Genomic DNA, 25,816 nt, shown 5'->3' on the forward strand with positions numbered 1-25,816 from the left:
GGACCACCTCCGTGCCAGGTGGCCGCGCAGCGCCCGTTCGCGCTCCGTGCCTCCGCCCAGAGGATATCGCGCCGCGCGGCGTGAGCCACGAGCGCTCCGCGAGCGACGTACGCTGCGCGGCTACTTCTTGGCGGGCGCGGCCGGCTTCGCCGGGGCGGCGGGCGGCGCGCCCTTGGCCGGCGCGCCCTTCGCGGGCGGCGCCTCGCCGGCCTGCCCGCTGTTGTACATCTGGATCGCGCGATCGGTGAGCTCGAGATCGGCGCGGTAGTAGGGAACGGCCGACTTGTCGAGGATGAGGTCGTAACCCTCCTGCGCCGCGAGGCGCCGGAGGAGGCCGAGCACCTTCTGCAGCATCGGCGTCGTGAGCTCGCTCTCCTTGCGCTGCATCTCGCGCTGGGCGTCGAGCGTCGTCGCCTGGAACTCGGCGGCCTGACGCTGCCAGGTCTCGAACCTGCGCTGGAGGACGTCCTTCGGCGTCTTGCCCGCCTGGGCCTCCTTGTCGAGCTTGTCCCGCTCGTCGTCGAGCGCGCGGCGCTTCGTGTCGAGCTCCACCTGGCGGCTGTCGAACAGCTTCTTGAGCGTCGCCTGGACGCGGAGCCCTTCCTCGGTCTCCAGCATGGCGCGGCGCACGTCGACGACGGCGATCTTCGACTGCGCGGACGCGGGCGCGGGCGACAGCAGCGCCGCGCTGCCGAGCGCCGCGGCCGCGAGCAGCGGCAGGACGCGCGCCGTGAGCCTCCGGCCCGAGGTCGGGCGGGCTGCCAGCGCAGCACCCTGGCTCGCGCCGGCCGGGCGCGCAGGGGTGGAGAACGTGGAACAGCGCGCGACGAGCCGCTCAGGAGCGTTGTTTCGCATCGCGGATGGCCTTAGCTACCCGGCCACCCAACGTCAAGAACGTGGCGCGCCCTTCTCGTGCGCTGCTGCCGCCGCGCCCTCCGGGTGCGCTTCCTTGCTCTGCGCAGCGCTCGCGCTCCGGTGCGCTGCCGGATCGTTGTTGCTCGGCGCCTCGGCGCGCTCCTTCCGTCCCAGGGCGCTGGCGGTCTTCGCGACCTTGCTCCGCGACGGCGCCCCGGCGGCCCGCTGGGCGGACGGGTCCGCCGCGTGCGGTGGCCGCGCCGTCGACGGCAGCGACCGGCCGAGGCGCTCTCGAGCGAGGGCGATCAGACGCCCGACGTCATCGTTCCCCCGAAGGAACGCGTCGCGCTGGCGGGGATCCCGCAGGGCCTCGACGCGCGCGGCCAGGGCGGAGAACGCGGCGTCGAGCGCGGCGTTCGCCTCGCGCTCGTCCCCGATCGCGAGGAGGGCCTCCACGAGCGTGACGCGGATCGCGTCGCTCCACTCCTCGACGGGCCCACCCGCGAGGTGGCGCGAGGCCTCGCGCGCCGCGTCGACCGCGGCCCTGAGCTCGCGGCGCGCCAGCTGGACGCGCGCCATCGCGAAGCTCGCCATCGCCTGCAGCGCGGCCGCGTGGTGCGCCGCCTCCTCGCAGAGCCAGCGCGCGACGGCGTGCGCTGTCGCGTGGTCGCCGGGGGCGCCGCGCCAGACGAGGAAGAGCGCCTCGTACAGCCGGCCGGCGAACCTGAGGCGGGAGATCTGGCACGCGTCGGCGATCCCGCTCGCCTGGCGCTCGAGCGCGACGCCCTCCTCGATGTTGCCGAGCCGCGCGTGCGACATCCCGAGGTTGTGGAGCGCGAACCCCTCGATCGCCCGGAGCTTCCGGCCCCGCGCGTCGAGCAGCGCGCGCTCGAGCAGCTCCTGCGCCTCCTCGAACAGGCCGAGCTGGTTCAGCGCCGAGCCGGTGTTCAGGCGGGCCCTCGCCGCGATGACGGCGTCGCCGGCCCCGTCGGCGTCCGCGACGAGCGACGCGCCCAGAGAGGCCGCGGCGGCCAGATCGCCGGCGTGGATCAGCGCGGCCAGGTGGGCCTCCCGGGCGTGGAGGAGCGCGTCGGCCGAGCCGCTCCCGCGCGCGGCCTCCATCGCCGCATGCGCGGCGCGGAGCGCCTCGGCGGGCCGGCCCAGCGCCGCGAGGGCGCGGACGCGCGACGCGAGGAGCTTCGCGCGGATCGACGGCGAGAGCGCCGCCGCGAACTGCGGAGAGAGCGCGGACGCGGCGCGCGCGTCGCCCTCGGCGCCCTGGCCCGCCTCGATCATGCAGGTCGCCGCGACGACCTGCGCCTCGCCCCACAGATCCGAGCCGGGCAGCGCGAGGCGCGACGCCTGCTCCGCGGCGTCGAGCGCCTCGTCGAGGCGGCCGAGGAGCTCGAGGATCTCCGCCCGGCGGACCAGGAGCGCGGCGCGCGTGGTCCCCTCGGCCCCGCAGGCGAGCCCGCGCGTCGCGAGCTCGAGCGCCTCGTCGAGCTCCGCGCCGCTCGCCGCCGGGTCCCGCGTCGCGCGCGCGTAGAGCAGCGCCGCCCGCGCCTTGTCGCCGCCCGCCTCGGCGTGGCGCGCGATCAGCCCCGGATCGACGCCCGCGGACTCGAGCCAGGCGGCCGCGGCGAGGTGGAGCGCGGCGCGATCTTCCTCGAGGATCGACGCGTACGCCGCGTCGCGCACGACCGCCTGCCGGAACGTCCACTGCACCTGCCCCGGGACCCGCGGCTCCAGCTGGCGCGCGATCATCTCGCCCGCCTCCAGCTCGGCGAGCTCCGCGCCCACGGCGCGCTCGAGCAGCGCCGCGACGCCCGCCGTCCAGAAGACCTGGCCGAAGACGGACGCGGCGCGCAGCGCCCCGCGCACCCCGCTCGACATGCGATCGACGCGGGCCTGCACCAGGGCCTGCACGCTGAGCGGCACGTCGTCGCGCCCCTCGGCGGCGGACCGGATGAGCTCCTCCAGGAAGAGCCCGTAGCCGCCGGCGCGCTGGACGATGGCGCCGCGCGTGGCCGGGTCGGCCTGCGGGAGGGCGCTCGCCGCGAGCCGATCCGCGGCCTCTGGGGACAGCGGCGGGAGCGTCACGCGGGTCACGTCGCGGTGCTCCCACAGCGACGGGAACCGGGCGGAGAGCTCGGGCCGCGCGAAGGCGAAGACCCCGAAGCGGAGATCGGCGCAGCCGAGCAGCCAGTCGACGAGCTCGACCGTGGTGCTGTCGGCCCAGTGCATGTCCTCGATGACCAGGATCTGCGGCGTCGTCTCGGACTTCGAGCGGAAGAACGCCTCCACCGCCATCCGCGTGCGCGATTCCATGAGCTGCGGGCTCTCGCGGGCCGCGCGCAGCGGCTCGTTCCCCTCGTCGGGGAAGGGCACGCCGGCGAGCTCCCCGATGAAGCCGGCGAGGAAGCGGAGCGGGCGGGCCAGGCGCATCGCCACGTGGGCGCTCACCTTCTGCACCTGGTCCTCGAGGCGCTCGCCGTCGCGGATGCCCATGAGCGCGCGCAGGGCGCGGCCCAGCGTCGTGAGGCCAGCGCCCTGGCTCATCGCGTCGCCGCGGCAGAGCAGGATGATCGGCGCGTGCGGCGCCGTCTCGAGGTGCTGGATCAGCTCGGCGCGGACGCGGCTCTTTCCGATGCCGGCGGGACCCGTCACGAGCGCCGCGCGCGGCGCGCCGTCCTCGGCGATCTTGCTGAAGATGCCCTGGAGCCTGGCGAGCTCGTGCTCGCGCCCGAGGGTCGCCGTGGGGAGCCCGGCGAGCTTGCGCGCGTCGAAGCCGGCCGCGTCCTCGTGGACGATCACGCCGCCGCGCGCGTCCTCCTGGACCACGAACCGCCCCTCCAGCGCGGCGATCGCGTGGGCGTCGATCCGGACCGCGCCGGGCGCCGCGTACTCCAGCTGCTGCGCCGCGCGATCGAGCGCCTCGCCGGCGAGGCTCGCCCTGCCGCGGACGGCGTGCCCGACCGCGACCGAGGCCCGCGCGCCCGGCGTCGATCGGGCCACGGTCAGCGCCGCCCGCGCGGCGCGCGCCGCCTCGTCACCCCGCGAGCGCTCCACCCCGAGCGCCGCGGCGAGCCTCCCGTCGGGGAGCGGCTCGAACCGCGGGTCGTCGCCGAGGACCTCGCGGAGCGCGGCGTCCACCGCGGGGCGGAGCGGGCCGGCGCCCAGCTCGAAGAGCACGCAGGCGACCACGCGCCGCTCGCTGTTGGCGAGCCGCACCTGCGGCCGCTCGTCGCCCGGCCCGGCGGGCCTCGGCATCGTCTCCTGCGCGGGCGCGCGCCGGACGATCGAGGCGGACCTGTCGGTCGCGGGGGGATCGTTGCTCAGCTCCCCGACCCGCGCGAGCGCGCGCGCCAACTCGCCGCCGTTCTCGTACCGCTGCTCGCGATCGCGGGCGATGGCGCGCGCGAGCACCTCGTCGAGGGCCTCGGGCACGTCGAAGCGGATCTGCTGCGAGCGCGGGGGATCCTCGACCACGAGGCGGCTGAGCAGGGCGATCGCGTTCTCGGTCTCGAACACGTTCCTGCCCGTGACCAGGCGGAACAGGACGGCGCCCAGCGAGTACACGTCGGCCCGCGCATCGACCGCCTCGCCGCGCGCCTGCTCGGGCGCCATGAAATGCGGGGTGCCGATGATCGTGCCGCGCTCGGTGGGGCAGTCGTCCGGGACCGGGAGCTTCACGACGCCGAAGTCGATCAGCTTGATCGCGGTGCCCTTGCCGCGGACGAGAAAGATGTTGGAGAGCTTGAGGTCGCGGTGGACGACGCCGCGGGCGTGGATGGCGGCCATCGCGGCGGCGCTGCGCCGGACGACCTCCACCGAGTCGCGCAGGCCGAGCGGCGCGCGCCGCTGGCGCTGCCCCAGATCCTCGCCGTCCAGCCACTCCATCGCGAAGAAGAGGCGCCCGTCGAGCCAGGTGCCGTGCGCGACGTACTGAACGATGTTGGGGTGCCGCAGATCGGCGAGGATCGAGATCTCGCGCGCGAAGCGGGCGCGCTCGTGGGGCGACGCGGCGGCGCGCAGGATCTTGAGCGCGACCGGGGCGCCGGTGGTCTGATCCGTGCCCTTGAAAATGTCACCCATGCCGCCGCTTCGGCTGCGGGCTTCGATCATGAAGCGGTCGGTCGGGTCGGTGAACTCCGGGAGCACCGTCCGGATAGGCTACGCGAACCTCGCGCCTTCATGCCAGCGAGAAGGCGCCCCGCGCAGCGCGGAGCGCCGGCGGGCGACCTGGGCCGAGGCCCGAATCGCGCGCCATCGTCGTGCTGCTCCGCAGCGTAGCGACGCCATGACCGGCGCGATCGGGACACGGCGCTCGAAAATTCCAGCCAGCATCCGCGCCGCCGCGCCGTCCGCACCACCCTCCTGCCCGCGCGGGGCCCTCCGTGCGCTCAGAACCCCGCGAGCAGCCCGGCGCCGAGGGAAGCGCTCGGACGCAGAGGTCTCAGCGCGCCGGCGAGCGGGTGGTCGACGAGCCCGAGCGCGGCGAGGACCTCGGCGTGGGTATAGAACGAGAGCGTGTCGTTGAGCGCGAGCTCGATCCCGCCGCGGAGCCCGAGCGCCATGAACAGCAGGGACACGTCGGTGGCGGGGACGGCCCGATCGGCGACCTGCGCGACGCCCATCTCGACGAGAGCGCATGTGACCAGCAGGTCGACCGTGTGAAGGCACGGAACGAAGGCGCCGCTCGTGTGCGTGCGCGGGTACGACGATCGCGCTTTCGTGCTCCCGCCGGGGCTCGGGGCGTCCGGACTCGACACCTCGCCGTGTTCGAGCGCGCTCGGCTTCGAGACGACGAACGTGCCCCGGCTCTCCAGCGAGAAGGAGAGGCTCTGTGACCAGCGAACCCTGACGAGCAAGGAGGCGCCGCCGAACAGCCCCTCGGGCACCCCGAGCCCCGCTATCGCGCCTATGCCGACCCGCGCCGAGCTCCACGGCTCGCCGGGCCTGCTCCCGGGCTCCGGGCGCGCCGGCGCGATCTCCGGGCGAGGCGGCGCGGCGGGCGCTCGCTCGTCGCTCGCGAACGGCGTCAGCGTGAAGGAGATCGCGACCGCGACGGTATGGGTGAGCTGCTCGCAGGCGCCGTCTCCGTGCGAGAGGTCGAAGCCTCGGCCGGAGACCCGCCCGTCGGCGTTCCGGTACGTCGTCGTCGCGACGACCTGGGCGCCGTGAGGCCTGATCGCGACCTCGACCTCCTCGGTCGCGTCCTCGCGGAAAGGGTCGTACCCGACGCGCAGCCGGATCCGCTCGCGCAGCGCGCGCTCTCCAGGGCACGAGGCCGCTTGCGCATCCTCGCTGTAGCGCAGCCGCAGCGCGCGGCGTGCCGGCTCCGCCGCGCGCGACGGCGCGCTGAGCAGCAGAGAGGCGAAGACGATCATGCAGAGAAAGGAGCGTGCCATATCCCCGGTCAGTGGCTCCGCTAAACGAGCCATCCGTGGCCGCCATGAAGCGCTCTCGAGGCAAAGCACGTCAAGAGCTCATGTCGTTTCTCTTCACGATCCCGGCTGACGTCAATTGACGTGATAATCGAAGCTCGTGAATGGTAATGGCCGCGAAATCGCGATTGCGCGCGAGCGGGATCCGGATCCGTGACGAGCGAGACCACTCGTCCGTATGCACGCAGGCAGCTGACCGGCGCGGAGCGTGAGAATCCGTCGGGGTTCGCGGCAATGCAGACTTGCTGTCTGCAATGGCCTGCGCGCGGCGGGCATGCTCCGCCGGCCGCGCGGACCTCTCGGTCAGCGCCGTGCGCGGTCGATCTCGCTGGAGGGGGAGGAGGGCCGAGAGGGCGAGGGGGAAGGGGACGGCGAGCGGTCAGCCCGCGCTGGCGCCGGCGCTGGCGCCAGCGCGCGAGGCGAGCCGCGCGAGGTCCTTGGGATCGCTGACGCGGACGAGGATGACGGTGATGTTGTCCCGCCCGCCGCCCGCGTTCGCCTTCTCGATGAGCGCCTGCGACGCCTTCTCGGGATCGGGCTCGGCGAGCAGGATGTCGCGGATCGCCTCGTGGGTCGTCATCTTCGACAGGCCGTCGGAGCAGAGGAGGTAGACGTCTCCGGGGTGGGGCCGGGCGATGATCAGATCGACCTTGACTGCGGGGGAGATTCCGATCGCCCGGCTCAGGTGGTTCGCCATCGGCCCGGTGATCCCCGCGGCGCCCATCGTGTGATCGGTGGTGAGCTGCGTCAGCTCGTTGTCGCGCAGGCGATAACAGCGGCTGTCGCCCACGTGGCCGATGTAGAGGCGCTGCTTGTTGGGCGAGAACCGCGCGCTGACGAGGGTCGTGCCCATGCCCGTGAGGCTCCGCTCGGCGTGGGCCCGCTCGTAGATCGCCTGGTTCGCTTGCTGGATCGCGACCGCGAGCTCGCTGCCGCGACGAGGGACGTCGGGGTAGGGGCTCTCCGCGTCGCTGTCCACGAACGACTGATCCTTGAACGCGCGCGCGATCGTGTCCACCGCGAGGCGGCTGGCGACGTCGCCGCCCGCGTGGCCGCCCATGCCGTCCGCCACGGCGAACAGGTAGTGCTCGTCCAGGCAGAGGTAGCAGTCCTCGTTCTTCTTGCGCTTCTGACCGGGATCCGTCTGACCGACGGCGCTGATGAGCAGGAGCGGCGACGAGCTGGTCGGCTCGTCGACGGCGGCCTCGTCGTCGTAGATGATGGGGACGGCGGACGGCTCCTCGCGCTCGTGCCCGTCGTCATCGTCGTCGTCGTCGTCGTCGTCGCCGCCGTACGACGGGATGCTCGCGCGCTTGATCGTGCTCTGCAGCACCTCCGGCGGCGCCAGCGTGATCAGCGTGAGGTCGTCGTCATCGTCGTCGAACGCGTCGTCGTCGTCGCAGCGCGATGGGCCGTTCGAACGCTTCCAGTCGGCGCTCGAGACCCGCTCGGTGCGGCCGTGACCTCCTGCTGTCTTCGCGTGCGCGCTCTCGCTCGCGGGCGCGCCGCCCCGCAGCGCTGCTGCGCCTGGCCTCGTCGTTGAATCTTCGAGATCTCCCTCCCCCTCGTCGAGGGCTTGGGCTCCTGGGCCCCCCTGCGTCAGCGCCGTCGCCGCGCGAGGGCGGGCCCGGTCGCCGTTGTTCGAGCGAAAATACCAATAGATCAGCCCAAGAAGGGCGATTCCCATGACAAGGGCGGCTGCGAGATCGGCCATGTCCCGGCGACCAACGTAGCAAAGGCGCGCCGCGTCTCCGAGATCAACGTGCAGGGGGACGGACGACGGCGATCGATCCTGGTCGACCTTGACCTGCGGAGCTCACACTGCAGGGGCGCACCTTGGGCACCACCCGGCGCAGGGAGCGCCACCTCACCCCGCGGCAGGGCTCGCCACCCCGTGACGGGCGACCGCTGCAGAGCGCCTCGCCCAGAGAAGCGCGCCTCGCCAGGGAGAGGCTGCGCCTGGCGGGCTGTGCGCGCTCACCCGGGGCAGGCCGTGCGGGCGTGCTGCGCTGCGGCAGGTGCGCGCGAGAAACGAGGGCCTTCGCAGCGGGCGTCTGCCGCTCGTTCGCCACGAGGCCCGCTGCGAGCGCCGCGCGCCGCGCGCCCGGCGCGTGTCCGCCGCAAACGAACCCACCGAGCGGAGCGGGTTGCCAGTGCTCCTGGTGCTGACTAGTCTCCGCGCCCGCATGAAGCTCGCCCGCACACTTCTCCAGACACCTCGCATCGTTGGCGTGGGCCTCGCGGCCTCGATCGTGGGCGTGGGCGGGCTCGGGGTCGTGGGCTGCTTCGTCGAGGGCGAGGGCCTCCCGCCGCCGGTCGAGGGGCTCTATTACCCGACGGGCCTGGCGGCGTCTCTCGGGGGACGGGTCCTCTACGTCGCGAACTCGGACTTCGATCTCCAGTTCAACGGCGGCACGGTCCAGGCGCTGGATCTCCAGCGGCTGCGCAAGCGGGCGCTCACGCTCCAGTCGGCGCTCGCTCCCGGCGGGCGGAACGCCAGCGTACGCGATGCGTGCAAGAGCGTGGGGCTGGCGACGAACGCCGCGTCGTCGCTCTACCCGGGGCCGTGCGGGCCGCTCGACATCTCCGCCCTCGAGGGCGACGACGAGGTCGTCCGGAGCTCGGCCGTGATCGGCGCGTTCGCGTCCAACCTCCTCCTCGTGCACAGGCCGCTCAGCGGCGAGGGCGCCGACCCCGGCGCGGAGCGGCAGGCGCGCCTGTTCGTGCCCGTGCGCGGCGACCCCTCGGTGACCTTCTTCGACGTCGCCGACGATCGGTCCGACGAGCCCGGCGCGCGGCCCTGCGAGGGCGACGCCTGCTTCCAGCTGGACTGCGGCGCGAGCGCGGCGGGCGGGCGCTGCGGCAGAGATCACCGCATCGGCGAGGACCCGGGCCGGGAGCTCATCCGGCGCAAGCTGCCGCTGGAGCCGTTCGGGATCGCCGCCGGCCCGGGCGGGACGAGCATCGTCGTCTCGCACCAGACGGAGAACGCCGCGAGCGTCATCGTGAACCGCTGGGAAGCGAACGAGCGACCGCAGCTCGCGCACGTCCTCACGGATCTCGCCTTCGGGCCGACGGAGGTCGCGGCCGTGCCGCGCCCGAGCGTGCTCGGGGCGCTGCAGCAGGGCGGGTGGGCGATCGACGACCAGCCCGCGTTCGCGGTCACGTACCTCGCGGCGCCGGAGCTCGGCCTGCTCCGCTATCAGGACGCCGCTTCAGGCGGGGCGCCGCGCCTGAACGAGTCGACCCCGACGCCGATCACCGCGCTCGCGAGCGGCACCGACTCCCGCGGGATCGCGTTCGACGCGAGCGAGCGGAAGGCGTGCGAGGACGGCTGCGCAGGCGTGGTCGAGTGCCTCGAGCGGTGCGTGGAGATCCCGATCCCGGTGTACGTGGCGCATCGGGGCCCGAACTCGCTGCTCATCGGCGAGCTGACGACGACGCTGGTCAAGAAGGACTCGGACGTCCCCGCGGCGAAGCGGGCCTCGGTGTTCTACTCGATCGGGTTCCGCGACGCCGCCCCGCTCGGGGCGTACCCGTCTCGGATCGAGGTGGGCGAGGTGATCGACCAGGAAGGCGTGCCTCGCCGCAGGGTCTTCGCGCTCGCGTTCGACTCGGGGCTCGCGTTCTCCTACGACCCGGAAGCGCGCCGCGTCGACGCCGTCATCAAGACCGGGCGCGGGCCGCAGGCGCTCGCGTTCGACACGGGTTCCACGCGCGGCGACGATGACGACAAGAAGCGCTGCGGACGCGAGCAGGCCAGCGCCGGCTGCGACCCCTATTCCCTCATGTACATCGCGCATTTCACCGACTCCTACCTCGGCGTTGTCGACCTCGACATGCGCAAGACGAACACGTTCGGAACGATGATCCTCACGGTGGGCACGCCCGTCCCGCCCCGGGAGTCCCAATGAAGCCGCGCCTCGCGCTCGTCGCCTCCACCTCCGCCCTGGCGCTCGCCGGGTGCGCCGCGGAGGCCACGCCGGTGCCCGTCGAGGCCCTGGCGCAGTCCGGCCGCAGCGCCTTCGTCTGCCTGGCCATCGACCGGCCGGATCCCGACAAGCCGGGCGTGATGCGCTCGCTGCCGATCACGGACTGCTCGTACGGCACCGTCGAGTCGTCCACCGACTACGAGGTCGACGCCAAGGACGGGGGCAGGGCCACGCGCCCGCACCTCTACGGCCTCGTCACGCAGACCTCGCACGGCGAGGTCGCGGTCGTCGATCTGACGACCGAGTCCTCGCACATCGTCGATCGGGACACGGGCACGCCCGCCCCGAGCTTCCTCCCGGTCGGCGCGCAGCCGGTCGACATCGTCGCGACGCCGGGCGGGACCGCGTCGTTCGTCGCCGTCGCCGAGCCGGGGCGCGCGGGGATCTACGCGCTCCCGTCGGCGAAGGTGCTGCCGCGCGAGGGCTGCCCGGTCCCGTCGCTCAGCTCCTGGCCGGCCTGCTCGCTCCCCTCGGCGCCGGGCGAGATGCTGCTCCTCGCCGACCCGCCGGACGCCGACGGCAACGTGCGGAGCTCGTGTGACGCCGGCCTCCCCCCGTACGACGTCGAGCCGACCCCGCCTGGCGACCCCGGCGCGTTCGTTGACGACGTCTGCGCCACCTCGAACGGGAGCCTCGCCATGGAGGGCGGCGGCCGGCAGAAGCTCGTCGTGACCCTGCCCGATCTCGGCGGCTTCGTCGTGATCGACGCGCAGACGCTCCTCGAGCACGAGGACTACAAGGACGGCGGCTTCAAGGAGTGCAAGGTGGAGCGGTGGGTCCCTCTCCAGGTCTCGCTCCCGCCGGCCGCGCCGCCCGACGAGCCGCCGCCCGGCGACGTGTCGCCCGACGACGTGTCGTGCTCTCAGCCGGCGATCGCGGCCAGCCCGGAGCAGGCCTTCGACAAGCCCCGGCCCGCGGGGCTCGCGCTCTCCGGCGACCGGCTGTTCGTCGCCGATCTCGACGCGCCGGTGATCCACGTCGTCGACCTCCCGACGCCCTGCGAGCCGCGCGAGCTGCCCCCGCTGCTGCCCGCGTCGACGCTCGACCCCGGGCGCGTCGTCACGACGAGGCGCCTCGCGGTGAGCCTGGCGTCGCCCCCCGAGTTCAACCGCTACCTCTACGCTGTCGACGCCGGCGACGGCAGCGTGATGGTCTTCGACGTCAGCGACGGCGCGTCCAGCCGGTCGCCGCTCTCTCGCGAGAACCCGGACTGGAACCCGTTCCAGCCGCCCGACCGCATCCGCCTGCCGGCGCCTGTCCGCGATCTCGCGATCGTGCAGCGCGAGGTCCCGAGGAGCCTCCCGGCGACGGGCGTGGTGCCGAGGGGGATCCGGTGCAGCCCCCTCCCGGAGCTCAAGACGTGCGACAGCAGCGTCACGTCGTGCGACCTCGAGACGCTGTACCGCACGTCGACCGATCGCGACTCCGGCGCCGGCCCGCTGAAGCTCCGGGGCACGTTCGCGTACATGGCGCTCACGAACGGGCAGGTCGCGATCGTCGACATCGACGATCTCGACGCGGCCTGCCGCGGACCCGAGCGCCAGAGCGTCCGCGCGGGCTGCGAGGCGGACGCTTCGCCGAGCAGCCCGCCGCTCGAGACGAGCGGCGAGGCGTCCTGCAACGTCGTCCTCCCGCACGCTGTCCGCTCGGAGAGCTACATCGTGGCGAGCGACGGCTCCGGCCAGCTCGAGCCCGGCGTGCAGGGCCTGCCGATCCTCTACGATCGCAGCGGCGCGGTCGTGCCGCTCTCCGGCGAGAGCCCGAAGATGCGCGCCACGTTCCCGCCCGCGGGGTCCGCGCCTGACCTCGCGCTCGCGGTGGGGGTGCAGCGCGAGGCGATCGCGTCGAGCGACAGCGCCGAAAGCGAGCTCGATGAGCGGGGGCTCGTGCTGAGGTCCGGCGGGCCGCAGCACGCGCTGACGATGAACCTCGAGGACCCGCGGGTGCACATCGCCAACGAGACATGGAACGTGACGTACGAGGGGGTGCTCACGTCGATCACCCGGGCCTCCGTCGCCTTCGACGAGAACCTCCACCTGAGGGGCGCCGACGCCCGCTTCTGCCGCCGCGGCGTGCAGAGCCTGACCAGCGTGAAGGCGCAGCTGAAGGCCGCGGGCGTCCCGGAGGGCGAGGCCGAGACACGCGCCGAGCAGCTCGCCGACTTCGCGCAGATCACGTCCGAGCTCCCGGACGAAGACGCCACCCACTGGACGAGCGTCGACCCGGCCGTCTGCTCGTTCGACACCTGCAACGCGAAGTACGGCAGCGTCATCACGTCGCGCCCGGCGCTCCGCATCGTCGAGGCCTACGAGGACCACCTCGAGCTCGAGCGGACGGACGAGGTCGAGTTCGCGGCGTGCTGCTTCGCCGGCTCGGTGCAGCTCGGCATCCGCGCCGGAGGCCAGTGGGTCGTCCGGAGCAACGGCGCCGGGTTCCTGCACCACGTGATCGCCGATCCCGAGGGCGGCTATTGCCGCAACTCGTGCGACACGCGCCTCTCGCGGTTCAACGGGCGCGTCGTCCATACGCCGAGCGACGGGCGCGTCACCGACGGTGATGTGGGTGCGTTCATCAACCCGATGTTCCGGTTCGCGGTCACGGGCGGCGTGCCCGAGCAGGACATGCAGTTCCGCTTCACCACCCAGGGGGCGTTCACGCCGCTCGCCCTGGACCTCGCGGACATCAGCGACACAGCGGAGCTCCAGCCGCAGGCCATCCAGCTCGTTCCGGCCACGGGCCAGCTCGCCGTCACCGACGGCTCGGTCCAGGGCCTGTTCCTGCTGAGCTCACGCGACGTCACCGTGACGCGCCGGTACCGCTGAGCCGCCTGCCGGCCCCGCGGCATTGCGGTTTCGGCGCCGAGTTTTCCACGAAAACAGCGGAACAAACGCGCGAATCACGCGTAGACCTCACCGGCGGTCGAGACTAAGACGCCGGCGATGCAGCCGTCCGAGCAGCCTGCGGCCAGGAAGAAGCTGACCCCGGTGATGCGCCAGTACGAGGATGCGAAGGCGCTCCACCCCGACGCCATCCTCTTCTTCCGGATGGGCGACTTCTACGAGATGTTCAACGACGACGCGGTCCTCGTGTCGCGCGCGCTGAACCTGACGCTCACGAGCCGCAACAAGGGCGAGCCCGACGAATCCCCGATGGCCGGCGTCCCGCACCACGCGGCGCACGGGTACATCGCGCGGCTGCTCGCGCTCGGCCACAAGGTGGCGATCTGCGAGCAGTGCGGGGATCCGTCGAAGATCAAGGGGCTCGTGCCGCGGCAGGTCGTGCGCGTCGTCACGCCGGGGCTCGTCACCGAGACCGAGCAGCTCGACGCGCGCGCCAACCACTACCTGGCGGCGGTCGACGGCGGCGGCGCGCCGCGCGGCGACGCCCTCGGAGCGGGGGGCCCGTACGGCCTCTCGCTGCTGGATCTCTCCACCGGCGAGCTCTCGGCCACCTCGGTCCCGGACGCCGCGACGCTGCTCGCGGAGCTCGCCCGGGCGGATCCGCGCGAGGCGCTCATCGCCCGGGACCTCCCGGACGTCCGCGCGGCGGCGGCCTCGCTCGCCTGCCGCGCGGCGCTGCGCGACGACGAGGAGCTCGACAGCGCGCACGTCGCGTCGATCCTCGACGACGCCGCGATCGAGCCGATCTCGGCGGCGGCGCTGGCCGAGCACCCGCTCCCGGCGGTGCGCGCCGCGGCCCGGGCGCTGCGCTTCGCGCGCCGCTGCAGCCCCGGCGCGCGCATCCCGGTGCGCCGCATCGCCCCGCACGACACCTCGGGCACGCTGCGCATCGACGAGACGGCCCAGGCGCACCTGGAGCTCGTGCGCGCCGCGGACGGCGGCCGCCGCGGCACCCTGCTCGACGTCATCGACTGCACGGTCACCCCGGGCGGCGCCCGGCTCCTGCGCCGCCGCCTGCTCTCGCCGCTCGCCGACCTGGCCGGCATCCGCCGGCGCCTCGACGAGGTGGAGCTCTTCGTCTCGCACCCGCGCGCCCGCGGCGAGCTGCGGCAAGCGCTCGGCGGCGTCGGCGATCTCGAGCGCCTCAGCGTCCGCGCGCTCCTCGGCGAGGCCACGCCGCGCGACCTCGGCCTCCTGCGCGACGGCCTCACGGCGGCCCCGGCGGCGATCGCCGCGGTCCGGTCGATCCCCGACCTCGGCAAGGCGGCGGCGCGGAGCGACGACGGCGCCGCTGCGCGGGGCAAGGACGGCGCCGCTGCGCGGGGCAAGGACGGCGCTGCGGCCGGGTCGAGCTCCGGCTCCGAGCCGCTCCTCGCCGAGGCCGCGGCGCTGGATGTCGTCGCCGACGTGTGCGCCGAGCTCACGGCCGCGCTGATCGAGCGGCCGCCCCCGAACACGCGCGAGGGAGGCATCTTCCGCGAGGGGTACGACAAGGAGCTCGACGACGCGCGCGGCGTGGAGAAGAACGCGACGGAGCTCATCCTCGCGCTCGAGGCGAAGCTGCGCACGCAGACGGGCGCGCCCTCGCTCCGGGTCAAGTACACGCGCGTCTTCGGCTGGTACATCGAGGTGACGCGCGCGCACATCGCCAAGGTCCCGGAGACCTTCCGCCGCAAGCAGACCGTCGCGACCGGCGAGCGCTACACGAGCGACGAGCTCGACGAGCTCGCCGACAAGATCGAGCACGCCGGGGCGCGCGCGCTGGAGCGGGAGACCGCGCTCTTCGACCGGCTGCGGGCCCTCGTCGCGAAGAGCGAGGGCCGCCTCCGCGCGCTCGCGCGCAAGCTCGCGGCGTGGGACGTCGCCGCCGCCCTCGCCGACGTCGCCCACCGCAACGACTACGTGAGGCCGCACGTCACGGCGGGCGAGGCGCTCGCGATCCGCGACGGCCGCCACCCGGTGGTCGAGCGCTACGCGGCCGCGGGGCACTTCGTGCCGAACGACACCCGCCTCGATCTCTCGGGCGAGCGGCTCTGGCTGATCACGGGCCCCAACATGGCGGGCAAATCGACGCTCATGCGCCAGGTGGCGCTGATCGTGGTCCTCGCGCAGATGGGCAGCTACGTCCCGGCGCGCGAGGCGGAGATCGGCCTCGTCGACCGGATCCTCTCGCGGGTGGGCGCGAGCGACAACGTCGCGCGCGGCGAGAGCACGTTCATGGTGGAGATGCGGGAGACCGCCGAGATCCTCCGCGACGCGACGCGCAGATCGCTGGTGATCCTCGACGAGATCGGCCGCGGCACGAGCACGTACGACGGCCTCGCGATCGCGTGGGCCGTGGCGGAGCACCTGTTCGACGCGATCGGCTGCCGCGCCCTGTTCGCGACGCACTACCACGAGCTGACGGAGCTCTCCGCGCGCGCGCCGGGCATCGCGAACTACTCCGTCGCCGCGCGCGAGCACGGCGACGACGTGATCTTCCTCCACAAGCTCGAGGCGGGCCCCGCGAGCCGCAGCTACGGCGTGGCGGTCGCGCGGCTCGCCGGGGTCCCCGAGGGGGTGCTCGCGCGCGCCCGCGCGATCCTCGCGACGCTGGAGTCGGGCGCCGCGCTGCCGGGCGGCAAGCACGCCTCCCTCCGCGGCCGCACGCGCGGCGGCGCCGCGCAGCTCGACCTGTTCGCCCCCGCGCAGGCCGCGGTGCCGCCGGAGCAGTCGGCCGTCATCGAGACCCTGCGCGCCGTGGACGTCGATCGGCTCGCGCCGCTCGACGCGCTGCGGCTCGTGGCCAAGCTGAAGGGGCTCCTCGGCGGCGGCGGCTGACCGCGGCGGCTCAGTCCGGCGGCGCGATCTCGCGCAGCTCGGTGCCGCCCGCGTACCCGTAGCTCACGAACGAGTCGAACCCCGTCACGAGCAGCCCCACGGGCGCGGAGGCCGTGAGCCAGTGCACGCCGTCGCGCTGCATCCCCGGCAGCACGTTGTCCGGCGCCTGCCGCGCCGGATCGATCGCCGCGAAGCTCAGCTGGCAGCGGTAGACGACGAACGACGGCGCGCCGCCCCCGCGCTGCTCCTCCGTGAGCCCGTCCGCGGGCGCGATCTCGCACTCGTCCGGCCCGAGCGTCGCGTCGTCGAGCCGCACGACGGCCGACCGCGGCGCGACCACCGAGATGAAGTCGAACGCGTACTTGTCCGGCGTCAGGAACACGTAGTCCGGCCGGAACTGCTCGATGGGCGGCAGGATGATGAGGCTCGGGTCTCCGCCTGGCAGCCCCTGCTTGACCCCCGTCGCGTTCTGGCTGGCCATGATCTGCGACACGATGACCGGCTCGGAGCTCTCGATCATGAAGTCGCCCCACGCCGTCACCTCGCGGAACTCGCCCAGCGCCGACAGCGTGATCCGATCGTCCGGCGGCGGCAGGGTCGTCTCGATCACGGCGCCCTTGCCGCTGGCCGCCACGATCCTGACGTACTCCGGCTCGGGCACGGCCTCGATCCGCGCGCCGGCCTCCTTGACGGTCAGCGACCGGCTCGGCGTGTGCGGCACCGCGAACCGCTTGCCGGCGGTCCGGGTCGGATCGAGCTGATCCTCCAGGTGGTCGGCGCAGCAGCGGCGATCCGCGAGCACCTCGAAGTGCGGCGCGTCCGAGGCCTCGCTCCCGGTGAAGACCGCGATCGGCTGATCGGCCTTCACGATCGACCCGGTGAAGTCCGCGTTGAACCCGCCGCTCTCCAGGTTGAGCACGTCGAACGCGCCGAGCTTGACCTCGATCGACCCGCCCTCCGGCGTCTCCGGGACGGGCCCGCCCCCGACGACCTTCGCTTTCGTCGTCACCTGCACGGTCGTGTTCTCGCGCGTCCCGACGATGGTCAGGAACGCCCGAAGATCGATCGGGTTCTGCGGATCGAAGTTCGTGTCCGGATCGTCCGTGACCGCGATGGTCTGCGGCCACCCCGTGACGACGTACGCCGTCGCCATCGCGCCCGGGCTGTACGTCAGCGCCTCGCGCGGCTTCAGCAGCGAGGCGTCGTTGGAGAACACGTTGGCGTTCTCCAGCGGGTTGAACTGGTAGGCGACGATGGGGAACTTCGACGTGATCTTGTACGCGTGCCGCGTGAGCGCCGTGTGCGTGCCCGTGTTGTACTCGCCCTCCGGGCTGCCATCGACCTCGCGCGGCCCGAGCTTGAACACCTGGAGATAGAGCGGCGCGATGAGCGCGCTCGCGATCTCCACCGGGGCGGGCGCGTCGCCCGGCGCGCCGTCGTCCTGGAAGATGTGGATCTCGTTCGGCACGTCCGGCTGCGGGTTCGAGACCACCACCGCGAACTGCTGCGCCGCCGCGTTTCCGGTCGCGTCGATCCGCGCGTTGTCCAGATCGACCGCCCAGTACTCGCACCCCACGTTGCTCCGCTCGAGCTCCGCGACGGCGCAGAGCTGCTGGCAGCTCCCGCTCCGGCACGCCTCGCCGGCCTCCGTGTCGCACGTGTCGATCACGCGGCCGAAGCTGCCGTCCGCGTCGCAGACGACGACGTCCTGCTCGCGGCACGAGTGCGCAGCGGGCACGCAGGGCCGGCAGCCGAGCTCGACCGACGCGCAGACGAGCCCTCGAGCGGCGCAGTCGTCGAGCGTCACCCAGGCCAGCCCTGCGCCGGTCTCCTCGCAGCGGACGAGCTCCGCGCCGCAGCGCACGTCGCCGGCCGTGCAGGGCGGCGGCGCCTCCGGCCGCTCACCCCACCGCGTGCCGCTGTCGAAGCAGCTCGGCGCGAGCCCGAGCCCCGCGGCGACGGCGACGAGGGCGGCGGCTGCAGCGCGCCGCGATCGGGCCCGGCGTCCTGGCTTCCGTGCGCGCGCCGGCCTGCGCGCTCGCGTCGGGTGGGGCGGGGCGCTCATCACAGGTGTGCGTTGAAGCTGTCGAGGGAGTAGGCCGCCATCCCTGCCGGCTTGAGCTGCCGGTAGACGAGCTTGCCGTAGTCGAAGCCGTCGATCCGCGCCCCGTACACCCCGATCGTGAGCGGCCCCGGCGGCAGCGCGCCGTGCTCGAGCCCGAGCTGCCGGAGGTCCGGCACCTCGACGGCGTGCGACCCTGCCGGCACGGCCACGGTCCACCGGATGAGGCCGTTTCCGCTCGCGATGTCGTAGACGCTGAGATCGACGGGCGCGCCCGCGCCGAACGAGGTCGCGAGGTGGGACCCATCCCAGGCGCTGTTCTGCGCGGGCGCCTCGAGCGTCGGCACCCCCACGAAGTCGCCGATGCGCACGGGCTCGCTCGTGCTGGTCGACAGGACCCGCCCCACGACGGACAGCGGCGCGAGCCCGGCCTGGCCGGTCACCGCGCGCGCGGACGAGTGGTAGCTCGCGCCGAGCAGGTCGCGGGCGAGCGGCGGCACGCCCACGAACGTCAGCCCCCCGTCGAACGGGATCAGCGGGCTCTGCGCGCCGATCGGGAGCGTCGCGAACCCGTCGTTGCCGATCATCAGCGACACGTTCGCCTGGATCCGATCCGGCCCCTTCGGCCCCTTCGCCGGCGCCCTGACGTCCATCGAGAGGGCGTGGTCGAGCGGCTGATTGATCCGCACGAACACCTCCCTCGTCCACTTGTTCGGGAGCACGGGGATCCCGCGGACCACGCCCATGGCGTACGCGGTGAACCGCGGCGGGGTCGTCGAGCGATCCTCGAGGCCCGCCAGCGCGTAGATCGTCCGGTTGCCGGGCGCGATGTACATCGTGAACCCGTGCCCGAGCTCGCCCGACGTCTCCGGCGTGATGGCCTGGTACTCGGACGGCAGCCTGAAGGTCGCGAGAGGATCGGCGCCCGTCGTGAACAGGTACGCCGCCTTTCGCTCGGTTTCGCGGCGCGGGCTCGGGATGTTGCCCCACGCGGAGCTCCCGGGGTCCAGCGACGTGTCCCAGACGAGCTCGCCCTCGATCGCCCCTGCGCTGCCGACCTTGCCGCCGACCGGCGGGGGCGGATCGCCGGACGCGCCGCACGCGGGGGTGAGCACTGGATCCAGGTAGACGGTCACCGTGTCGACCGGCACATCGACGAACGAGATCGGGCTATGGCACGTCGCGGCCACCGTGACGGTGCGCGGCGAATCGAGCGACGCGTCCTCGATCACCGCGACGCCGGACGCGTCGACCGTGATCGCGGAGGTCGTGTCGGTGCCGACGACGACGCTCGCTCCCGGGATCGGATCACCGGTGAAGTTGTTGTAGACGAGCACCTTGAGGCGTCCGGCGAGCGGCGCGCCGCTGAGCCCGCCCTTGTAGCCGTTCTCGCTGTCCTCGTAGGTGTAGCCGTCCAGCACCAGGATCGTCTCGCCGCCGGTCGTCACCGAGATCGTCTTCGCGCCCGGCGTGCCCTGGGGCACCGTGCACAGGAGCCGCGTCGGCTCCTGGACGGCGAGCGACGTGCACGGCTTCTGATCGATCTTCGCGACCGTCCTCTCGTTCCAGCGCGTGCCCTGGCCGACGAGCTCGATGGTCGTCCCGCCGGAGATGGGCCCGCTCGACGGGGACGCATAGAGCGCGTCGTACACGTAGCCGCCCGGCAGCGTTCGCCGGGTCGACGTGTCGTCGCCGTTCTGCACGGCGAGCTCCACCGGGCCCGCCGCGCCCGGCGGCGCCGCCACCTGGACCCGGCTGGGATCGATGGGCACGATCGCGGACGGATCGACCTCGACGTCGCCGAACCAGACGCGGACCTGGGAGCTGAAGCCGTTGCCGTGGAGCAGGACGCGCTGGCCGCCGTTGAACGGCCCGTGCGTCGGGTCCGCGCCGAGCAGCGCGTGCGGATCGCCGCCGGGCAGCCCTGCGCCGGCGGACGATGACGTCGACGTGGTCTGCGGGTCCACGCCGAAATCGCCGCCGTCGCCGTCGGTCTGCCGGCGGATGCCCTCCGGCGCCGAGGCGATGCAGGCGGAGACGATCGCGAGCCCAGCGCCGACCGAAGCGAAGCGTGCGGTAAGAAAGCCTCGTGATGCGGTTCGCACGAGGCGAGTGTACGCCTGCGCGGAGAGCCGCGCGAAGACACACGCAAACACACGGAAATTGTGCATGCCGAGGTGGCGGCTCCATCGCTTGACAAGCGAGGCACCTCGGGGTAGCAAACCGCCCCCTTCTTGCGGTCTCGTGACGAGGGGGACAGCGGAGGCTGAATCCTCGCCTTCGCTGCCGCAGAACCGAATCCACACGCTCTCCTGGCACCCACGGCATTCCGCGGCCCGGTGCCCCAGCAGCACGGACGCTCCTGTCCGCGCCTGGGGTTGGTCGCGGGAGGGGGAGCGGCGGACCAACCGAAAGGGCACTGCCGTGACCGATACCAGCTTCTCCGCATCCGTCCCCGCGGCCGACACCATGCAGGCCGTTGCCCCCCAGCCGGGGGATTTCCCGCTTCCGCTCCGCTCGCTGCTCGACGCGGGCGTGCACTTCGGCCACCAGACGAAGCGCTGGAACCCGAAGATGCGGCCGTTCATCTACGGCGCGCGCAACGGCATCCACATCATCGATCTCGATCAGACGACGCGGCTCTTCAAGCGCGCGTACGACTTCCTGACCGACGCCGTCGGCCGCGGCGGCCACGTGCTGTTCGTCGGCACGAAGCGCCAGGCGCAGGACATCGTGCAGGAGGAGGCCCGCCGGGCGGGCATGTACTTCGTCACGAACCGCTGGCTCGGCGGCACCCTGACGAACTTCCGGACGATCAAGCAGGGCCTCGATCGCCTGCGCACCCTCGAGCGCATGAAGGAGGACGGCACCTACGAGCAGCTGCTCAAGAAGGAGGTCGTCCGCCTCGAGAAGGAGCGCGAGCGGCTCGAGAAGTACCTGGGCGGCCTCAAGGGGATGGGCGGCCTCCCGGCGGCGATCTTCGTGATCGATCCGCACCAGGAGTCCATCGCGATCAGCGAGGCGCGCAAGCTGAACGTCCCGGTCGTGGCCATCACGGACACGAACTGCGACCCGGATCTCGTCGACTTCGTGATCCCTGGCAACGACGACGCCATCCGCTCGATCCGGCTGATCACGGCCCGCGTCGCGGACGCGTGCGTCGAGGGCGCGCAGCGCCGCAAGGATCACGGCGAGGGCGGGCAGCAGGCGGCGGGCGGCGGTCGCGGCCAGCGCGACGAGATCAACGTCTACCAGGGCGGCCGCGGCGGCCGCGGCGGCGGTCCGCGCCAGCAGCAGGCGTCGTAGCGCGGCGCGAGCCGCAACGGAGCGGCCCAGCGCTCGGGCGGCGCGGTGACGACGACGTCGCCGCTCGGCTGGGCGGTGTGGCAGCCGCGAGAGAGCAGAGAGGGCGCAGGGACAGAAATGAAAATTTCACGCCTCTGCGCCTTCTGTGCCTCTGCGGTTCGACCCGCCCTCGCTCGGGCCGTTCGTGCAACAGCAGTCGGACGTGTGGTGAACGGGGGCCGCTCGGCGCGGCCTCTTCCTATCTAGGTTTCAGGTTGAAGGAGAAAGAGCCATGGCCGGCATCAATGCGCAGGCGATCAAGGAGCTTCGTGAGCGTACCCAGGCGGGGATGAGCGACTGCAAGAGCGCCCTCGCGGAGGCCGAGGGCGACATGGAGAAGGCGGTCGAGATCATCCTGAAGAAGGGTCTCGCGAAGAGCGCCAAGCGGGCCGGCGCGTCCGCCACCGAGGGCGAGGTCCGCGCGGTGGTCGCGGCCGACCGGCGGAGTGCGACGATGGTCGAGGTCAACATCCAGACCGACTTCGCCGCCCGCAACGACGCGTTCCGGCAGTTCGTCGGCGACGTGCTCGCGGCGGTCGAGAAGGCGCCCGACGGCGCGGACGCGGCTCAGCTCTCGATCGGCGGCAAGTCGATCGCTGACACGGCGACCGAGCTGACCGCGCGCATCGGCGAGAAGATCGCGGTACGCCGCTGGGACCGCGTGTCGATCCCCGCGGGCAAGCACGGCATCACGCACGCTTACGTGCACCTCGGCGGCAAGATCGGCGTGATCGTGGCGCTCGAGGCGTCGAGCCAGGCGGTTGTGGAGCACCCTGCGGTGCAGAAGTTCATCGACGAGACGGCGATGCAGGCCGCAGCGATGAGCCCGATCGTCCTCCATCGCAACGAGGTCACGGAGGAGCTGAAGGCCAAGCAGCAGGAGATCTTCGAGGCGCAGCTGCGCGAGGATCCGAAGCCGAAGCCGCAGTCGGCGTGGCCGAAGATCATCGAGGGCAAGTTCAACAAGTGGTACTCGGACATCGCGCTGCTCGAGCAGGAGTCGCAGGAGGCGGTGTCGCGCGGCGAGTCGGGGCAGACGATCGAGAAGCTCCTCCAGGCGGCGGCGAAGGCGGCCGGCGGCGAGCTCAAGCTCACGCGCTTCGTGCGGTTCGAGCGCGGCGAGGGCCTAGACAAGAAAGAGGACGACTTCGCCGCCGAGGTGGCGAAGATGGCCGCGAGCTGACGCGGTCCGATGCGGGGGCGCCTCGCCGCCGTCTCGATCGACCTCGACGAGGTCCCGAACTATTTCGCCATCCACGGGCTCGCCGTCCCGGAACGCTCCGGGGCGGCGGCCGCGCTGAGCGCCGTCTACGACACGGCGCTGCCGCGCATCGCTGATTTCGCTGCCTCCCACGGCATCCCCGTCACGCTGTTCGCGATCGGCCGCGACCTCGCGCACCCCGAGAGCGCGGCGGCCTTGCGCGCGCTGAGCGACGCTGGCCACGCGGTCGAGAACCACTCGTACGGGCACCGCTACGATCTCTCGCGGCTCCCGCGCGCCGCGATCGCGCGGGAGGTCCTGCTGGGCGCCGAGGCCATCGCGGAGGCGGTCGGCCGGCGTCCGACGGGCTTCCGCGCGCCGGGGTACACGGTGAGCGACGCGCTGTTCGACGCGCTCGACGCCGTGGGGGTCGCGTTCGACTCCTCGGTGTTCCCGTGCCCGCCGTACTACGCCGCGAAGGCGCTCGCGATGGGCGTGCAGCGGGTGAAGGGCAGGGGGTCGTCGGCGATCCTGGACACCCCGCGCGTGCTCGCGGCGCCGCGCCGGCCTTACCGGCCGGGGCGGCCGTGGTATCGCCGAGGCGGCCGGCGCTTCGTCGAGTTGCCGATCCAGGTGACGCCGGGGCTCCGGCTGCCGGTCATCGGCGGCAGCGTGGCGCTCGCGGGCGCGGCGGGCGCGCGGCTCCTGGCGCGCGTCTGCGCCGGGGAGGCCCTCGTGAACCTGGAGCTGCACGGGATGGACTTCCTCGACCGGAGCGACGGCCTCGAGGCGCTCGCGCCGTTCCAGCCGGAGCTCCGGATCGCGCTGGGCAGGCGGATCGAGGCGCTGGGGGCGTTCGTGGAGGAGCTCGCGCGTGGGGGGGCGAGCTTCGTGCGGCTGGACGAGGCGAGCCGGGAGCGCGGGCTCATCGCATGACCCAGGGGGTCGACGGGGGCCGCGACCGTGCCTCGGCGTGCCCGCGTGGGACGAGCTGGTCCGTGCCGCAGCGCGCCCGTCCTGAGTTTCCCTGGTTCCACCCGCCAGGAGTCGGGCCAGGGATCGAGAGAGAGTTCAACGCAAAGGCGGAGAAAAAATCTCATGTAGTTTTGCGCCTTTGCGCCTTTGCGTTGAACTCTCTTCATCTCTCGTGAGGCAGATCCCCGGCAGGAGATCTCACCCGTCGTACTGGACGCGGCGATCCTGCGGTACGGCGATCGCCGGCCATGGAGTGCAGGGGAGATGGATGATGCGGCGCGTCGTGCGCGCGTTCCCGGCGCGTCGTGCGCGCGTCTCCGGCGCGTCGTGCGCGTGCCCGGGATCTCTGGCGCGCGAGGGTGACGGGCTTGCCGCATGATGCCTCCGCGTCGTGCACGCGTCCGAGCCGCCTGTGCGCACGTCGTCCCGCGCCGTGCGCGCCCCCCGCGCCCGTGGTGCGCCGGCGCGACCGGGGTTGCGCGCGCTCCCCCGCCGCTCTCGCGCGCGCCGGCCGCCCTCGTGGCACCGTTGATCTCGCCTGGTGCGCGCGTCGCGCCCCGCCGAGCGCGCTGCAGCGGCCGACCCTGCGCCGCTTTCCCGGCCCCCAAGCATTCGTTCGGACTGGATCGTCGCGACGTGATCGTGCCCTCTGGAGGTGCTCCCTTTCCTCGCGTTGAAGCTTTCTCATAGCTTCTCCTCTCATGGCCATTTCCAAGACCAAGAAGCCCGCGCCGGCGGCATCGCCGGCCGAGGTACCGACCGTTTCATCCACCACCATCAGCCTCGACGCGCTCGCGCGGGAGCTCGGCCCCGCGGATGGCGCGTTCGCCGCGCGCACCTACGCGGGCATCCCCGAGGAGGACCTCGTCACCGAGGGCACGCGGATCGACTCGCAGAGCCTCATCGATGACGTCCCGCACTTCGTCGCCTCGGCGCGGCGGATTCTGGGATCGCTGTCCGAGGCGCAGCGCGGCAAGGTGCGCATGCCCGAGGCGCTCCTGCCGCTGCTCGTCGCCGAGGCGGGCAGGCTCCAGGCGATGAAGCGATCGCACGACGCGGCGGCGACCGAGGCGGCCGGCGCGAGGGCGGCGCTCGAGGTGCAGGGGCGGAGCGCCATGCGCGACGGCATCGGCGAGCGCGATCTCTGCTACGACGGCCTGCGCAACGCGCTCGGCGCTCGCCGCATGGCGCGGGTCGACGCCGTCGTGGGGCGCGCCGACTCCCCCGAGAGCCTCGCCAAGGGCCTCGAGGCGCTCGCGAGCTTCATCGACGAGACCCGAAGGGCCGATCCGGCGCAGGACGCGAAGCTCCTCGAGGACTATGGCGTCGGCGCCGAGTGCGCGGCCGCGCTCCGGGCCACGGCGCAGCGGGTGCGCGGCGTCGCCAGCGTCCAGATCGCCGCGGGGCGGCGGGTGACGCAGCGCGCGCTCGATCTGCAGGACGGGAGGGTCGCGGTCGTGATCGAGAAGATCCTCCGCGCCTTCCGCGCGGCGCGCCGGGTCGATGGAACGATCCTGGTCCCCGAGCTGAACAAGGCCGCATGGATGTTCGAGGCCCGCTCCGGCAGCTCCGGCAAGAAGCCCCCGCCCGCCGGAGAGAAGCCCTCGTCCGGCGGAGAGGCGCCTCCGCCCGCCGCCGGCGGAGCGGCGCCCGGCGCTCCGCCGGCGCAGGGCGAGACGGCGCCGAGCCTCGGCGCCGACGGCTGAGCCTCATCCCCCAGGACCACGGGCGGCACCGCCTGCCGCCCGTGCTCACCGCGGCCCGTCTCCACGCCTTCAGCCCGCGATGAGCCGCCTCGCGACGACCATCCCGAGCACGCCGGCGAGCAAGCAGACGACCAGCGTGATCGCGATGTTGGCGAGCCCCGCCGCCCACGACTTGTACTCGATGAGGCGGATCGTCTCGTTGTTGAAGCTCGAGTACGTGGTGAAGCCGCCCATGACGCCGGTGCTCAGGCTGAGGCGGAGCGTCGGCGACAGGAGCTCCGTCGTCGCGGCGATCTCACCGATGGCGCCGAGCAAGAACGACCCGATCACGTTGACCGCGAGCGTCCCATACGGAAACTCGGCGCCGAAGCGCTGCTGGCACCACGTCGAGAGCCCGTAGCGGGCGAGGGTCCCCGCTGCGCCGCCGAGGCCGATCCAGAACCACCGCTCCATTCGTTCCACCTTACTCGCTCGAGTCGCGACGACCGTGCTCGGCCGCCGTGCCCTTGCGTC

14 protein-coding genes are annotated in these 25,816 nt (G+C 73.1%); 7 read left to right on the forward strand and 7 right to left on the reverse strand.

Annotation, left to right across the window (positions count from 1 at the left end; translation table 11 throughout):
* Nucleotides 1-120 precede the first annotated feature (120 nt).
* The 4 genes from WMF34_RS16250 to WMF34_RS16265 all read right to left on the reverse strand — a co-directional run bounded on the left by WMF34_RS16250 (nucleotide 121) and on the right by WMF34_RS16265 (nucleotide 8,016).
* The gene (locus tag WMF34_RS16250; RefSeq protein ID WP_437993833.1) at nucleotides 121-855 is read right to left on the reverse strand and encodes an OmpH family outer membrane protein; all 735 of its coding nucleotides are present in this window, start codon (nucleotides 853-855) and stop codon (nucleotides 121-123) included.
* 33 nt (nucleotides 856-888) lie between these two features.
* Complete coding sequence (locus WMF34_RS16255; RefSeq protein WP_437993834.1) at nucleotides 889-4,950, reverse strand: serine/threonine-protein kinase; 4,062 nt, start codon at nucleotides 4,948-4,950, stop codon at nucleotides 889-891.
* A 308-nt stretch (nucleotides 4,951-5,258) separates the two neighbouring features.
* On the reverse strand, nucleotides 5,259-6,266 hold the full coding sequence (locus WMF34_RS16260; protein WP_157906705.1) for a hypothetical protein: 1,008 nt from the start codon (nucleotides 6,264-6,266) through the stop codon (nucleotides 5,259-5,261).
* 415 nt (nucleotides 6,267-6,681) lie between these two features.
* On the reverse strand, nucleotides 6,682-8,016 hold the full coding sequence (locus tag WMF34_RS16265) for a PP2C family protein-serine/threonine phosphatase (protein ID WP_231864873.1): 1,335 nt from the start codon (nucleotides 8,014-8,016) through the stop codon (nucleotides 6,682-6,684).
* Nucleotides 8,017-8,488: 472 nt separating this feature from the next.
* On the opposite strand from WMF34_RS16265, the gene WMF34_RS16270 reads away from it, so the two are divergent.
* The 3 genes from WMF34_RS16270 to mutS all read left to right on the forward strand — a co-directional run bounded on the left by WMF34_RS16270 (nucleotide 8,489) and on the right by mutS (nucleotide 16,014).
* Nucleotides 8,489-10,216, forward strand: a complete 1,728-nt coding sequence (locus tag WMF34_RS16270) for a hypothetical protein (protein WP_437993835.1) — start codon at nucleotides 8,489-8,491, stop codon at nucleotides 10,214-10,216.
* Nucleotides 10,213-13,116, forward strand: coding sequence for a hypothetical protein (locus tag WMF34_RS16275; RefSeq protein ID WP_437993836.1), 2,904 nt, complete (start codon nucleotides 10,213-10,215; stop codon nucleotides 13,114-13,116). Before WMF34_RS16270 ends, WMF34_RS16275 begins: the two co-directional genes overlap by 4 nt.
* A gap of 117 nt (nucleotides 13,117-13,233) precedes the next feature.
* Nucleotides 13,234-16,014: a DNA mismatch repair protein MutS gene (gene mutS / locus WMF34_RS16280; RefSeq protein ID WP_437993837.1), complete on the forward strand. Its 2,781-nt coding sequence runs from the start codon at nucleotides 13,234-13,236 to the stop codon at nucleotides 16,012-16,014.
* A gap of 10 nt (nucleotides 16,015-16,024) precedes the next feature.
* Here mutS and WMF34_RS16285 read toward each other — a convergent pair whose 3' ends face one another.
* Both WMF34_RS16285 and WMF34_RS16290 read right to left on the reverse strand, forming a co-directional pair.
* On the reverse strand, nucleotides 16,025-18,079 hold the full coding sequence (locus tag WMF34_RS16285; RefSeq protein WP_437993838.1) for an IgGFc-binding protein: 2,055 nt from the start codon (nucleotides 18,077-18,079) through the stop codon (nucleotides 16,025-16,027).
* Nucleotides 18,079-20,181: an IPT/TIG domain-containing protein gene (locus WMF34_RS16290; RefSeq protein ID WP_044968569.1), complete on the reverse strand. Its 2,103-nt coding sequence runs from the start codon at nucleotides 20,179-20,181 to the stop codon at nucleotides 18,079-18,081. Before WMF34_RS16290 ends, WMF34_RS16285 begins: the two co-directional genes overlap by 1 nt.
* Nucleotides 20,182-20,545: 364 nt before the next feature.
* Between WMF34_RS16290 and rpsB the strand changes: the two genes are divergently transcribed.
* The 4 genes from rpsB (at nucleotide 20,546) to WMF34_RS16310 (ending at nucleotide 25,303) form a co-directional block, all read left to right on the forward strand.
* Nucleotides 20,546-21,382, forward strand: a complete 837-nt coding sequence (rpsB, locus tag WMF34_RS16295; RefSeq protein WP_012235762.1) for a 30S ribosomal protein S2 — start codon at nucleotides 20,546-20,548, stop codon at nucleotides 21,380-21,382.
* A 271-nt stretch (nucleotides 21,383-21,653) separates the two neighbouring features.
* A complete protein-coding gene (gene tsf, locus WMF34_RS16300) occupies nucleotides 21,654-22,604 on the forward strand; it encodes a translation elongation factor Ts (protein ID WP_012235764.1) in 951 nt (316 codons plus the stop codon).
* 9 nt (nucleotides 22,605-22,613) lie between these two features.
* Nucleotides 22,614-23,558 carry a polysaccharide deacetylase family protein gene (locus tag WMF34_RS16305; RefSeq protein ID WP_437993839.1) on the forward strand — a complete coding sequence of 315 codons (945 nt, stop codon included), beginning with the start codon at nucleotides 22,614-22,616 and terminating at the stop codon, nucleotides 23,556-23,558.
* 740 nt (nucleotides 23,559-24,298) lie between these two features.
* Nucleotides 24,299-25,303 (forward strand): hypothetical protein, encoded by a 1,005-nt coding sequence (locus WMF34_RS16310; RefSeq protein ID WP_012235766.1) that lies wholly within the window; start codon nucleotides 24,299-24,301, stop codon nucleotides 25,301-25,303.
* 69 nt (nucleotides 25,304-25,372) lie between these two features.
* Here the strand turns inward: WMF34_RS16310 and crcB are convergent, their stop codons facing one another.
* Nucleotides 25,373-25,756 (reverse strand): fluoride efflux transporter CrcB, encoded by a 384-nt coding sequence (gene crcB / locus WMF34_RS16315; RefSeq protein WP_012235767.1) that lies wholly within the window; start codon nucleotides 25,754-25,756, stop codon nucleotides 25,373-25,375.
* Between the last annotated feature and the right edge of the window lie 60 nt (nucleotides 25,757-25,816).

Source organism: Sorangium sp. So ce145, from assembly GCF_051525985.1.
In the GTDB taxonomy this organism is placed as follows: Bacteria; Myxococcota_A; Polyangia; order Polyangiales; family Polyangiaceae; genus Sorangium; species Sorangium cellulosum_B.